The following is a 13,577-nucleotide window of genomic DNA, read 5'->3' on the forward strand; positions in this document are numbered from 1 at the left end:
TATGCTTGGATTAGGCCCCAAAGTGGCCGGACTTTCAATTGAAGCTGCCGGAATCCGTTATATTAGTTTTAAGAATAAACAGTCATGGGAAGTCCGTAAAAAACGGTTTCTCCCGCTCCTTCCAGGCATGATCATTGAGAATCAGGTGGCGGATAGCGAGGCGCTTTATGATCGGGTAAGGCAGTGGGTGAAGAAGGAAGGGTTAAGGGGAAGTAAGGTTTCTTTGTCCATTCCACCCTCGCAGATCATTATCCGTAAAATGAGTATTCCTAGTACCAATGACAAACAGGTAGAACAACTGGTGAAGCTGGAAGTGGAGACGGGACTGCATCTACCTTTTGAAAATCCTGTCTACGACTATGTAACGCTCGAAGTGGATGAGGAGCAAAGTCACCTGCTCGTATTTGCTGCTCCGCGAAAATCGATTCAGGATTACGTAGAAATTCTGGAGCGGGTGGGTCTTCGGATAAGCAGTGTCGAAATTTCGGCAACCGCCTTGGCGCGTGCTATAACCACTGGGCACGGGGAGAGCTTTGCGGAGACGATGCTGATTAATATGGAGCCATCGGTAATGGACATTTATATGTTCAGAAACGGGAATCCGGTCTTCATTCGTACGATAAACTTACTTGATCTACATAAAGGAAGAAATTTAGCGGGAATGGATCTTTTGACAGACAGTGAAACCTTGGCAGAAACAGCTGTCGCTGTAGAAGAACATTTATCACCCGAGCAAATGGTGGAAATCACTGCGGAAATCTCCCGTATGCTCAGCTTTTATCAATACAGCTTGCATGACGGTTCCACTCGTATCAATAATTTAGTGATTACGGGCACTCCCTCAATTCGTAAACAACTGGACCTAGAGCTCCAGCAGTCCCTAGCAGAACTTGAAATAACACCAATAAGTCTGGAACAGATGGCTAGTGCTGCTGTTTCTGACCCTGAACTAAATGATTACCGTGTAGCTGCCGGGACCGCTCTAAAAAATAGCATCAACACGGATACGATTGATCTATTGCCGAGAGAAGATCGGGAGACATTGCTATTTCCTTATGTCACGATGGGGCTTGTAGCGATTTGGCTGCTGGGGATGATCGGAACGGGGATTTATTTTTCTGCCAATAAGGGTCAAATCTCTAACGGTAAAGAACAGCTGCAAGGCCTGCAGGATCGCAGTTTTATGCTCCAAGTTGAGCTCGCGAAGCTTAAGAACAGCGGACCTGGACAGCTAGATCGGAAAGCAGCCATCACAGTACTTCAGGACAATAAGGTGATTGCAGTCCCTATGTTGGACGAATTAGTGGAAGGATTGCCTAAGGAGGCACTAATCCGTGATATTAACTATACCTACCGGACATCTATAGATCTGACTGTAAATGTATCCACTATGGAGGATGCGTCCAACTATTTAAGACAACTTCGCCAAATGTCTTTTACGACCGATGCCTCTATTCAAAAGCTTACTGAAGGAGCCGAAGATGCCATTTCATACAATACGTATACGGCTATTTATAAAGTGAACTTAGCAGCGGCTAAGCTTCAAAACAGTGAAACGGATGCCAGCCAAGGGGAGGTGAGCAGCGATGGAACAGATCAATAAGTATCGCTCGCCGATTGTTCTGGGAGTGCTGATTTTGTTCCTGATATTGTTTGCGTTCTATATGCTGGGTGTTCAGCCGACCAATAAGGAAATTTCCGCACAGAGCAGCGAGATCAGTCAGTTGGAAAAGGAAGCAGAAGTCCTCCAAAACAAAATCTATGAGCTGAAGGGCAGCGGCACTGAGGGAGATCTAGAACAGAAGGAATTACTGGGGGAACTCCCAAAGGGCGATGACAGCGAAGGTCTGATTGTTGATTTGCGGGAGGTTAGCACGTCCTCACAAGCGCGGCTAAAGGATCTTAGTTTTGTTATGGATGAGGCTAATCCGATTCAGCAAATGACAGGTTCAGCTGAGGTGTCATTCCCGACGGTCAAACAGATCAAAATGACTGCAGTGGTGGAAGGGACATATTCGGGGATCCGGCAATGGATGGATGAACTACAAGCCTTACCCCGTATTGTGAATGTGGACTCTTTCAATTTTCAGCAATCCTACGAGGATCGTACTAAGAACAATACGGAGAGTATTTTGACTGCTAACGTAGCTTTTACAGCGTATTTTGAGGCCACCGCAGCAGCATCCAATTAGGGTTCTTGTACTACTTTATTTAACTATATTACTCCGCTTTTCCTGTGAATCAGGAGGGTGGAGTTTTTTTATATTTTCAAAAGAGTTGTAATACGTTTTCATTCCTCTGTTTATTGGGTATTTTAGCTTGCGGGGTGCATAAGCTGAAACAGTGGCGATCGCCTGTATTTTTTAGATGAAAGAGGAGGAACTTCAGATGAACAAAAAATGGATGCTTGGTTCGTTGGCCCTATCCTTAGGCCTTTTATCAGCAGGTAGCGGAGTTATGGCAGCTTCATCATCAGCGGCAATAAAAAATGTGGCTGTGATTGGCACAGGAAAAGAAGGCCCAGCTACTATAAACAATTTGACGGTAAAAAGTGTGGTACCGCTTGTTGTACATGCCAGAGCAATCTATTTCTATACTAGCCGTGGGGGCAACTTTTTCCCGATGGAAACCTTCATGTATAAAGCGCAAGAGTACCGTTACCTTTCCAATGATATTGGGACAAAGGCGAAGCTGATGAATTACATAAAAAAAGCCTACACGCATAATGCAGCAGCTTATTATGTGCAGACTCAATTTTTGGAGCATGAAGGTAGAATGTCACAGGTGAATGCGGATCTTGGAAACTCATTAATGTTTGAAAAAGCCACCGCCCGAATGCTCTCCAAAACTGCAACAACCGCTGAATTTGATTTAACAGTTCCTTATTCGAGCGGGCAGGAAGGCAGTGAGTCGGTGTATGTGAAGCTGAAAAAGGTGAATGGATACTGGAGAATTGATACGTCACCGGATATTCTTTTTTGAGGAAGGGTTAGGGTAGAAGAGGAAGAGCAAAGAGGTTCTACGCTTGGGCGCGGATAAGGTCAGAGGTATATGCAACACCAACGAATTTACCTTTGCGAGTGATAATGACACAATCACTTTTCATAGGGTCTGGGCGGTTCTTAGCGAGGCTCAATACCGTATCGAGTGGAGTGGAAATGTCAAGAATGAGCGGGGTTTTGTTCATAAGCTTCATGGCAGGTTCTCTGTAGAACAGATCTACTCCGGATCTTCCTGTAGCTTTTAAAAAGAAACGTTCGCTCATCAACAATCCGAGGGGTTCATTCATAGCATTGCAGACGACGATACATTTGGATTCTGGATGCTGAAACATGACGCGAAGAGCTTCTCTGCAAGTGCGTGAGGCAAAAATAGCGGGAGCACTGCGGACAATACCAGTAAGATCCTTTACAAGGACTGTTGTCATAGGATGTTCATCCTTTCTGATTATGGGTCTACTTCTAATGTACCCCTGAATCGTAAATTTCAAAGCCGGGTAACGTAAGCTACAGGTAAAATAGATTGCTGGCAAAAATAACCGGTCAGACCTTAGGGGCTCTGACCGGTTATTTGTTGTTAGCTATTCACTGCGGACCCCGTCCTCCACCAGCTGCTTTCGGGGGACATCGGGGATTATGGATTTGCTCACGCCTCCACGATTAATGGCGATTAATCGTTTTTGTGCGTAATATACGTCGCGGGACAGTTTATTCACCTCAGTGGATTTACCGTCAACATACTTTGTAATGTAGGTTTCTACAATATATCCGGTTTTCCCATTTTGAATAACGCGTGAGCTGCCACGAGGCAGTGAAGAATCGTTTACGTATTTATCGACTGGAGGGAGTACCTCTACTGTCTTTGAATGAACTTTGTAAGTGACATTTTGCGGAAACGTGCCGAACAGCTTTATGGTCAGGGATTTACCTTGCACAGCCGCTTTTATTATGAGATATTTGCCAGTCGTATTGCGAAAACGAAAGTTGATATAACCTTCAGCAAATGTTGCGTCCTGACCTTTGGGTAAGTAGTTGACGGGCAAGGAATGATTACGGCGCTCCACAATTTCTAGCCCTATACGCAGTGCGGCATTGTAAAGAGTGCTCGACACTTGGCAGATCCCTCCACCAACACCTGCTTGTAGCTTACCGTTCACGATCACCGGCGCTTCACGGAAGCCGTAATTCACCTTTGCTTTTTCTATAGCTTTTCCATAATCAAAGACGGCTCCAGGCGGGAGAATGGTTCCATCCACAGCTTTGGCAGCAGCTTCCACGTTGTAGCTTCGTCCAGGTCCACTTGCACCTAGAGAGGTGCTGAACTGCATTACTTTTCGCTCGATACCTTGTTCCTTTAATTTCTTTAATGTTATGTCAGGCTGCAGGATTAACAAAGGGACTTCCATCGTGATTCCCTTCTCCAACAGGGTATTCAGATGATTGAAGCTGGTGGGGGCAGCTGCTCCTAAGGAAGTCTCCAGAGCTGTCCAATCGACCTCCAGGGAAGTTTTCTCAGAAGTATATACGATTCGGTCATCGCCTGTAATTCGGCGCGTAGCGTCCACTGGTTCACCAAAGGACTCCTTCTCCCAAGTGGGACTTAGAATTTTCTGGAATTGTGCGATTTCCAGATGCGTTTCAAGCTTCCACAGCTTAGGGAAGTTATAGCGTGCCTTTACCCGCTCCCAAAGCGTTCCTTCGGCAAGCTCTTTTAAGCCCTGCTGAAAAGCAGCGGCTTCATAACTCAACCCAGTCTTACTAAGAGTTAGGGGTAAATCTGCATTGCCCTCCACTTTTAGCACTAGAGGGACGGATTCGAGGGCACGCAGCCGCTGATCCAGCTGGGAGCGGACCTCGGTGAGGGTCATGCCTCCGACCTGCCAGCCGGCAAGGGTTGTACCCTTTGGAAGCGTAGTTTTGCTGCCATATAGATGAAGCCCTCCGTAAATGCAGGAGCCGATAAGGACGAGTGCGATGACCACTATGAGGGCAGCATGGATTTTTTTCATAATTAATCTCCTTTTGGGGATTTGGATTGCGCTAAGCAGGCGCGGCCCTGTAACAAAACTTAAAGAACACTTCGTGGGATACCGATAATAACTTAGTAAGAAACAAGTAGTCTCTAATAAAGGGAGTTACGACATCTGATAACAGACACCGTTAGGTGCTTTTTTATATGTATATGTCCAGTCACTACAAAACTTTCGAATAGTCGTGCAGTTACGGGGTACTCAATCAGTTACAGATTTGTTACAATAGATACATTGCGGAAATATTGAAGTTTATGGAAACTTGAGGTGGACAATGTCGATTCGCACAAGTGGAAAATGTCATAATTGGGAAGTGAGAAAATGATTGAAATGCAAGATGTATGGAAAACGTACCCTAACGGAACTCACGCACTGCAAGGAGTTTCAGTGAAAATCGACCGCAATGAATTCGTGTACGTTGTCGGCCCTTCCGGCGCGGGTAAATCTACTTTTATGAAATTGATTTATAGAGAAGAAGTGCCTACCAAAGGACAGATTTCGGTGGGAGGTTTCAATATAGGAAAGCTAAAACCACGCAAAATCCCTTATGTCCGCCGTAATATCGGCGTTGTATTTCAAGATTTTCGGCTTTTGCCCAGAATGACGGCATACGAGAATGTAGCTTTTGCTATGGAAGTTATTGAAGCACCGAAAAAAGTCATCAAGAAACGTGTGAATGAGGTTCTTGATTTGGTTGGGCTGAGAAGTAAAGCGAATCGTGAGCCCTCACAGCTTTCTGGTGGTGAGCAGCAACGGATCGCTATTGCACGGGCTATCGTCAACAATCCTTCTGTTATTATTGCGGACGAGCCTACAGGTAACTTAGACCCCGAGACTTCATGGGGCATTATGCAGCTGCTTGACGAGATTAATTTTCGCGGAACAACGATTGTAATGGCTACCCATAACAGAGATATTGTGAACAAAATGCGCAAACGGGTGCTTGCGATTGAGAATGGAAACATTGTCAGAGACCAAGCGAGAGGGGAATATGGTTATGAGTTTTAAAACCTTCTTGCGACATGTGCGGGAAGGCTTCAAAAGCGTATTCCGTAATGGCTGGATGTCGATCGCCTCAATCACTTCGATTGTTGTTTCTCTTTTTGTTCTAGGTGTATTTATTCTTCTTGTCCTCAACGTAAATTCTGTAGCTGATGAGGCAGACAGTCAGGTACAGATCAAAGTGCATCTAGCTTTGAATACAGATCAGAAGATGCGCGAGACCCTGCAGACTGAAATTGGCAATATGCCGGAGGTCAGCAAGATTACGTTCATCTCCAAGGAACAGGGACTTAAAGATCTCCGCGCGGATATGGGCGAGGAGGCAGCAGAGCTTCTGGAAGGGTTCGATGAAGATAATAACCCGCTTCCAGATACCCTTCAGGTAGAGGTTATTGAACCTACAACCGTTGCTTTTGTGGCTGAGAAGATTCAAGCCCTTAACAAGACACATACCGAGCAGCCTATCTACAAAGTGAAATATGGCAAAGGCTCGATTGAAACATTGTTTAAAATCACGCGTGCCGTACGAAACATTGGATTTATTTTTGTAGCGGGGCTGGCACTTATGTCTATGTTCCTCATCTCCAATACTATTCGGGTAACGATTCTTGCCCGGCGTAAAGAGATTGGGATTATGAAGCTGGTAGGCGCGACAAATTATTTTATTCGTTGGCCTTTCTTTATAGAAGGGGCATTAATTGGACTCATTGGATCATTGATTACTTCGGGCGTTTTATATGCCGGCTACAACGGTTTGGAATCTTCGATACAGGGAGATCCTATGCTCGGATTGCAGTTGATCCCTTTCAGTGATATTTGGCTGCTGCTCGTGGGTCTGTTAGTTGGACTAGGCGTGCTAATCGGCGTCTGGGGAAGTACGGTTTCTATTCGTAAGTTTTTGAAAGTTTAATTTAAGAGTGAAGGATGGGGAGTGCGAGTTGAAGAAGATTGCCGCCGGACTAGCCGTAATGTTACTAGCTGTCACTATATTCCAACCCTCTGATGGATATGCCAAAAAAACAAGTGTTGCCGAGATCGATAAGCAATTAAAGCAGCTGCAACAAGAGGTGCAGGAAGCTAAGGCGCAGCAAGAGAAAGCGGAGTCCCAAACGCAGGAAGCGCAGCACTATAAGAATAAGACAAATATTAATTTACAATATGTATTGCAGCAAGTGGATCAAGTTAAAGGCAAAATGACCGAAATCTCTAACAAAATTTCCGATACAGAAGAATCCCTTAACGTTACAGCAACGGAATTGGATGAAGCAGAGGCACGAGTGGCCTCAAGAGAAGAACTCTTAGGATCCCGTGTCCGGTTGATGTACACGGATGGAGCGGTGTCTTACCTAGATGTTTTGCTCTCATCGACAAGCTTCTCTGATTTTCTGGGCCGCACCGATTCGCTTAAGATGATTGTGGATCAGGATCAGGAGCTGTTAGTCCAACACAAGCTGGACAAGCAGACAGTTGTAGAGAAGAAGCAGGAGCTTGAGGGGCAATATGCTCAAGCCAAGCAGTTATACACCTCCTTGGAAAATCAGAGAAGCCTGCTGAAAGAGAAGGAAGCGGAGAAGCAGGAGCTTATCGCATTTTATGATAAGCAGATTCAAGAAAGCGATGATCTAAGTGAAGAGCAGAACGAGAAGCTGGTTAAGCTGGCGAGCGAACGTTCTGCTTTGGAAACCCAAAAGGATAAGATTAAAGCTGAGGAAGCGGCTCGCAAAGCAGCAGCCGCCAAAGCAGAAGCAGCACGCCGGGCAGCAGCAGCGGCCAAGAAAGCTGCAGCTAGCAAGGCAAGCAGCAGTTCAAGCTCCAGCTCCTCAACCGCGTATGCTGGTGGAGATGGACCCTTCCTGCTGCCTGTAGGTTCGGCAAGAATCTCTTCCTCCTACGGACCACGGACACACCCAATTACGGGTGAGAAGGGGAAAGTACACACCGGGGTAGACTTTGCAGTTCCACAAGGAACCAATATTCATGCGGCTGATTCCGGAACGGTAATCGTAGCTGAATGGTATAGCGGCTATGGATATTGTGTAATTGTTGATCATGGCGGCGGAGTTTGGACCCTCTACGGACATATCCGTAAAGGTGGTATCAAGGTTAGCCCTGGGGATAGAATCAATCGTGGGGATGTGATTGCTGAATCCGGTTCTACAGGTAATTCGACGGGCCCCCATCTCCATTTTGAAGTTCGGATCGACGGCAAGACAGTAAATCCGATGCCTTATCTCTAATTTTTAAGAACTTATAACTCATATTATTTGAGTGTACGGCATATACTGGAAGAGATACCGTACCTTTCAGGACGGACTTATGGAGTTGTTTGCGAGATGGACAAGAAGGGACGGTGGGAACATCATGTTAAAAAAAAGCACAGCGGCGTTTATGATTATCGCCGCCCTGCTATGCGGTAGTCTGGTGACCTTGGGCGTGACGGGTTATAGTCATGTTATTGGACAAGCTGCAGGAGAAGGACTGGCCTCAGCATTGCAGGTTACTGGCCTTCAGCAGAAGGAATCCCAGAAGCTTGGAACTGCTCTCAGTCTGATTGAGAGCAATTACTACGAGACAGTAGATCGGGAGAAGCTGATAGACGGTGCTGTCAACGGTATGATGGAAGCGCTGGGCGATCCTTATTCCAACTATATGGGTAAAGAAACAGCTGAGAAATTCGAAGAAAGCATTGAGGGTTCCTTTTCAGGTATCGGTGCGGAGGTCTCTTCGGATAATGGCAAGGTAGTCGTGGTCTCTCCGATCAAGGGCTCACCTGCTGAGAAAGCTGGGATTCAGGCCAAAGATGTTATCTTGTCCGTTAACGGTGAATCGCTGGAAGGTATGGAGCTGAATGCAGCTGTTGCCAAGATTCGCGGTCCTAAGGGCAGTAAGGCCACTTTGAAAATACAACGTTCCGGCGCTGTAGAGCCGCTGGAATTTGTTCTTACCCGGGATGATGTAAAGCTTGAAACAGTCTACGCTACCATGGAAAAGGACAATGTGGGTGTAATCGAGGTTACGCAGTTCTCCCTGAATACCGCAGAACGATTCAAGGAAGAGCTGGAGAAGCTGGAGAAGCAAGGCATGAAGGGACTTGTTATTGACGTCCGTAATGATCCAGGTGGTGTTCTTCCGATTGTTATTGAAATGGCAGAGCAATTCGTTCCAGCTGGCAAATCTATAGTGCAAATAGAATATAAAGACAAAAAACGCGAAGTTAGTACCTCAAAAGGATCGAGTAAAGCTTATCCAGTGGTCGTGCTGATGAATAAAGGTAGCGCAAGTGCTTCGGAAATATTGGCGGGTGCTTTGCAACAGTCGGCAGGAGCTAAGTTGATCGGTGACAATTCTTTCGGTAAAGGTACCGTGCAGACGAGCTTTGACAAACAGCTTGGAGACGGCAGCTTGCTGAAAGTTACCATTGCCAAATGGCTTACGCCAGACGGCACATGGATTCACGGTAAGGGCATTAAACCGGATATCGCGGTAGCGCAGCCGGATTACTTCTCGGTGGCTCCAATTAACAAGAGCGTGGCGCTGCAATATAATATGAACAACGCTGATGTGAAGAGTGCACAGACGATGCTGGACGGTTTGGGTTATAAGCCTGGACGTAAAGATGGCTATTTCGATGCTGGCACTAAGGACGCAGTGAAGAAGTTCCAAAGTACAGCAAAGCTTCAAGTCACAGGCATAATTGACGCCAAGACAGCCGAGGCGCTGGAAGCGGCGCTGATCAAGGTCATTCAAGACCCTGTTCACGACAACCAACGGAATAAAGGGATTGCTGAGATTCAGAAGGAAATTAAGGCGGCAGCGTCGAAAAAGTAAGAAGGCTGAATTCAGCCTTCTTTTTTTCTTTTAGATAAGAAAATGCCAACCGACGTAGAGGAATTAGAATATATACAAATCAGTCATCGGACGAAAAGGAGTGTGACGAACAGTTTGAATGTGATTCAGGAACTGTTAGGAAGCTTGGGCACTGCGTTCTTACACTTATTGATCCAGCCGTATTACTACATTGCTATTATATTTATTGCGTTATATTACCGTAGGCAGGTGGCATTAGAACGAAAGCTGATACATGTGAAATTACATAGCTGGGGTCAGGAAACGTGGCGGACGGTATGGAGTGGTCTAGTCATGGGTTTGGTCGTCTCTATAGCAGCCGTTCTGCTAGGAATATCATTATCAGGTACGGCTGTAGCCTGCATTTGGGTAGTTAGTCTCGTGTTGTCGCTATTGCGTGTACGGTATTTGTGCTTTGCGTATTCTATAGGCTTGTTAGGTATCATACAATTTGTAATTTCTTTCTTTCCAGATGCTTTAGATAGTGGAACGGTAGGGAATATTACCACCGCCATACGGGAGATGGATATTCCTGCTTTGCTAGTGTTAGCTGCGCTGCTGCACATGGCGGAGGCACTGCTGGCCCGCAGACAAGGGGCCAAGCTTGCAACGCCGCTCTTCCTGAAGGGAAAGCGCGGCATGGTCGTTGGCGGCTATCAGCTGCAGGCCTTCTGGCCGCTGCCGCTGTTCCTGCTGCTCCCTTCGGGTGCAGGAACGGATTTGCCATGGCACTCGCTGCTCGGCGGCAGCCTTGGCATCGTCTCTTTGCCCGTCATCATCGGCTTCAGCGAGATGACGCAGGGCATGCTGCCCGGGCGCAAGGCGGCCCGCACTGCAGGACGACTGCTGATCTACAGCATCGTCCTGCTCGGCTTAAGCCTGCTTGCCGCTTGGTGGAGCCCGCTGACTCTGGTCGCGGCGCTCGCAGCCATTGTGCTGCACGAAGGGTTAAGCTGGTACAGCGCTCTGGAAGAGCGCAGCATCAGCCCCATCTTCGTGCATCCACCGCGCGGCCGCAAAGTGCTGGCCGTGCTGCCGGGCAGTCCCGGCCAGGAGCTGGGCATCCTGCCCGGTGAGATCTTACTGAAGGTCAACGGGGTCCTGTTGACCGATGCGGCGCAGCTACATGAGGCGCTGCGCATGAATCCAGCGTTCTGTAAGCTGGAGGTGCTGAACCGTGAAGGGGAGAGCAAATACCTTCAAAGTCCAATCTATGATGGGGATCACCATCAGCTCGGTATTATTTTGGTGCCGGAGACGGATGGGATGATTACCGCTGAGGCGAAGCCTTCCAGCATCTACAGCATCATCGGGATGAAGACAGGCATACGCAGCCGGAACCTTCCGGACGGCCAACTTAAACGAAAAAAAACCACTGAAGCCAAGCAGGAATCAGCGGAAGGATAACTAGAAGATGCCCCATAGGCCATGAAATGGTGAATGGGGCATCTTTGTTTTTGATTAGATGGTAGTTTCGCGTGCGAGAAGTTGCTATCGGACCCAGCTGACCCTAATCGCAGCATTTTCGCTTTTTTACAATGGTAAGGGACCCCAAAGCCGCTATTGGCATTAAAAACATCCCAAATGAGCCTCTTTCTGAGGAATAACGTCGCTGGAGTCCGAAACTCTGCTCAAACGCCGATAAAATTGTAAATAGCGTCACTGGAGTCCGAACCCACACACAAGGAGTAGTGTCGCTGGAGTCCGAGCCCGCGCCAAGGAGTAATGTCACTGGAGTCCGAGCCCGCGCCCAAGAAGCAGCGTCATTGAAGTCCGTAAGCCCTCTTGGCTGATTATCAGGGGTCATACGTAAGAAAAACTAACTTTGGCGGTGGCCTATTCACAGGCTTTATGCTACTAGTTCAACCCCGCATGTTCTTCAAATAAAAAATTGCAATTTGCGTACGATCGCGGAGCTCTAATTTGCTTAATATATCCGTTATGTAATTTTTGACGGTACCTTCGCTTAAAAAAAGCTGTCCGGCGATTTCTTTGTTGCTATGCCCCTCGGCGATAGAAGACACTACAGCCAGCTCTGTTTTGGTCAATCCGAATGATTCCAGTGGCTGTACCTGTGGCAATTCTTGCCGTGCCGTAGGCTGTAGAAAGGTAGCCAGCTTGCGGGCGATATCAGGGTGGATAAGCATGTTCCCTTCAAAAACCGTTTTAATGCCCTGGATGATTCGGTCTGGCGGTATGTTTTTGAGCAAATATCCACTAGCTCCGTTGCGCAGTGCCTCAATGATATATTCATCGTCGTCGAAGGTGGTCAGCATCAATATCGCAATTTGCGGAAAAGCCTGCTTAATCTTCTCCGTTCCTTCAACGCCACCGCAGCCGGGCATGCGGATATCCATCAGAGCTACATCGGTCTTTAATCCTTTTTGAAGTAATTCCAAGGCCTCGTTACCTTCACAAGCTGCTCCGACAACTTCAATATCTGGGTCCATACCTAGCAATACTTGCAGACTTTGGCGAATAAAGGGGTCGTCATCAACAATCAACACTTTAATCATTAGCATGGCTCCTTTCGTTATACAATCTCATCCTGCTTATAAATGGGCAGCCGCGTAATGACTGTAAAATGTGGTTCCTGCCTCAGTTCGAGTGTTCCACCGATTAAATGCGTTCGCTCGTACATTCCTTTCATTCCGTCCCCACCACGCCCCAATAATTTGCTGAGTTTCTCTCCTTCGGGAAGCGCTCCATTGTTGCTAACATCCATAGTGATTCCTGCTTGCGCGTAGTCAATTTTGATCCGGATGGACGTTGCTTTTCCATGCCGCAAGGCGTTGGTTATAGCTTCACGGGCGTTTTTGTACAGGATTACTTGAATACTAGGATAGAGTGGATAAGGTATGCCCTGTACTTGGTATGAGGTCTCGATCCCCGTCTCACGTCCAATTTCTTCGAGCAGCCGGTCTAACGCATAAGCTCCCTCAAGCTTCGGAGTGTAGTTGATACGTTTAACTGCGGACCGCATATCGTCCATGCTGGCCGACAGCTGGTCACGAATCAATTCCATCATTTGCATTCCGCTCTCGGGAGAGGTGGGCAAGGTCTGGAGGGCGGCCTCCATCATCATTTTAATCCGGATTAGCCGGTGGCCGATATCGTCATGGAGCTGGCGTGAGATTCGGACGCGCTCTTTGGACTGGGCAGACTCTTCTACTTGCGCGCTGAACTCCAGCAGGCGGTTGCGAGCTTCATCAAGCTCGAAATGCTTTTTGCGCAACTCATCATATAGAAGAAGAGTGTCTTCGCGCCGCTGGCCAGCTTTTAATAATAGCTTATTTAGGTAGGTAGTGAGCAGAAATGAAAAGTTAATGTAAGTCACTACGAGCGATGGAGAATTCTGGAGTGCAACGTTCAAAGCTATCAGATGTACACCTGTGAACACGTAAGGCACTGCTTTAGGCTGGAGTCTAGAATAATAAAGCAGTGCTGATATAGCGGGGAAAATCATCATGCTGCCATATTGATAACATAACCAGGCCGTGAACAAGATTTCAATGATACTAATCAAAGCATGAATGGATCTAGGGAGCTTTGGCACCATGACCACAAGGAATAGAAGCATCAGGATATGCAGCGTGAAGATTCCATAATCGTTATATTGATAGACATAAATAGTAATAAACGCAGGGATTAAGATGAGTCCGTAACGCAATAAATTTAGCTCTCTGGGCACGCCTTAGTC

General features: G+C 47.0%; 12 protein-coding genes. 8 read left to right on the forward strand and 4 right to left on the reverse strand.

What is annotated here, in order from left to right:
• Window position 1: 1 nt before the first annotated feature.
• The 3 genes from pilM (at window position 2) to MHH49_RS12160 (ending at window position 2,982) form a co-directional block, all read left to right on the forward strand.
• Window positions 2-1,603: a pilus assembly protein PilM gene (pilM, locus tag MHH49_RS12150; protein WP_341138169.1), complete on the forward strand. Its 1,602-nt coding sequence runs from the start codon at window positions 2-4 to the stop codon at window positions 1,601-1,603.
• On the forward strand, window positions 1,587-2,192 hold the full coding sequence (pilO, locus tag MHH49_RS12155; RefSeq protein WP_341138170.1) for a type 4a pilus biogenesis protein PilO: 606 nt from the start codon (window positions 1,587-1,589) through the stop codon (window positions 2,190-2,192). The genes pilM and pilO overlap by 17 nt, the downstream gene beginning before the upstream one ends.
• 196 nt (window positions 2,193-2,388) lie before the next feature.
• Window positions 2,389-2,982: a DL-endopeptidase inhibitor IseA family protein gene (locus MHH49_RS12160; protein WP_341138171.1), complete on the forward strand. Its 594-nt coding sequence runs from the start codon at window positions 2,389-2,391 to the stop codon at window positions 2,980-2,982.
• Between the two features lie 37 nt (window positions 2,983-3,019).
• Here the strand turns inward: MHH49_RS12160 and MHH49_RS12165 are convergent, their stop codons facing one another.
• Together MHH49_RS12165 and MHH49_RS12170 are read right to left on the reverse strand one after the other, a co-directional pair.
• Window positions 3,020-3,427, reverse strand: coding sequence for a CBS domain-containing protein (locus tag MHH49_RS12165; RefSeq protein ID WP_341138172.1), 408 nt, complete (start codon window positions 3,425-3,427; stop codon window positions 3,020-3,022).
• A gap of 153 nt (window positions 3,428-3,580) precedes the next feature.
• Window positions 3,581-5,008 carry a VanW family protein gene (locus MHH49_RS12170; RefSeq protein WP_341138173.1) on the reverse strand — a complete coding sequence of 476 codons (1,428 nt, stop codon included), beginning with the start codon at window positions 5,006-5,008 and terminating at the stop codon, window positions 3,581-3,583.
• 342 nt (window positions 5,009-5,350) lie between these two features.
• Between MHH49_RS12170 and ftsE the strand changes: the two genes are divergently transcribed.
• The 5 genes from ftsE to MHH49_RS12195 all read left to right on the forward strand — a co-directional run bounded on the left by ftsE (window position 5,351) and on the right by MHH49_RS12195 (window position 11,284).
• A complete protein-coding gene (gene ftsE / locus MHH49_RS12175) occupies window positions 5,351-6,037 on the forward strand; it encodes a cell division ATP-binding protein FtsE (RefSeq protein ID WP_036678556.1) in 687 nt (228 codons plus the stop codon).
• The gene (gene ftsX, locus MHH49_RS12180; protein ID WP_341138174.1) at window positions 6,027-6,941 is read left to right on the forward strand and encodes a permease-like cell division protein FtsX; all 915 of its coding nucleotides are present in this window, start codon (window positions 6,027-6,029) and stop codon (window positions 6,939-6,941) included. Before ftsE ends, ftsX begins: the two co-directional genes overlap by 11 nt.
• 28 nt (window positions 6,942-6,969) lie before the next feature.
• Window positions 6,970-8,268 carry a murein hydrolase activator EnvC family protein gene (locus tag MHH49_RS12185; protein ID WP_341138175.1) on the forward strand — a complete coding sequence of 433 codons (1,299 nt, stop codon included), beginning with the start codon at window positions 6,970-6,972 and terminating at the stop codon, window positions 8,266-8,268.
• A gap of 124 nt (window positions 8,269-8,392) precedes the next feature.
• Window positions 8,393-9,859 carry a S41 family peptidase gene (locus tag MHH49_RS12190; RefSeq protein ID WP_341138176.1) on the forward strand — a complete coding sequence of 489 codons (1,467 nt, stop codon included), beginning with the start codon at window positions 8,393-8,395 and terminating at the stop codon, window positions 9,857-9,859.
• A gap of 114 nt (window positions 9,860-9,973) precedes the next feature.
• Window positions 9,974-11,284, forward strand: a complete 1,311-nt coding sequence (locus MHH49_RS12195; RefSeq protein ID WP_076144674.1) for a PDZ domain-containing protein — start codon at window positions 9,974-9,976, stop codon at window positions 11,282-11,284.
• A 455-nt stretch (window positions 11,285-11,739) separates the two neighbouring features.
• On the opposite strand, the gene MHH49_RS12200 is transcribed toward MHH49_RS12195, so the two are convergent.
• Window positions 11,740-12,393, reverse strand: coding sequence for a response regulator transcription factor (locus MHH49_RS12200; protein ID WP_341138177.1), 654 nt, complete (start codon window positions 12,391-12,393; stop codon window positions 11,740-11,742).
• 17 nt (window positions 12,394-12,410) lie between these two features.
• On the reverse strand, window positions 12,411-13,568 hold the full coding sequence (locus MHH49_RS12205) for a sensor histidine kinase (RefSeq protein WP_341138178.1): 1,158 nt from the start codon (window positions 13,566-13,568) through the stop codon (window positions 12,411-12,413).
• Window positions 13,569-13,577: the final 9 nt, after the last annotated feature.

Origin of the sequence: Paenibacillus sp. FSL F4-0122 (assembly GCF_038002845.1) — a bacterium.
Taxonomy (GTDB): Bacteria; Bacillota; Bacilli; order Paenibacillales; family Paenibacillaceae; genus Paenibacillus_AQ; species Paenibacillus_AQ odorifer.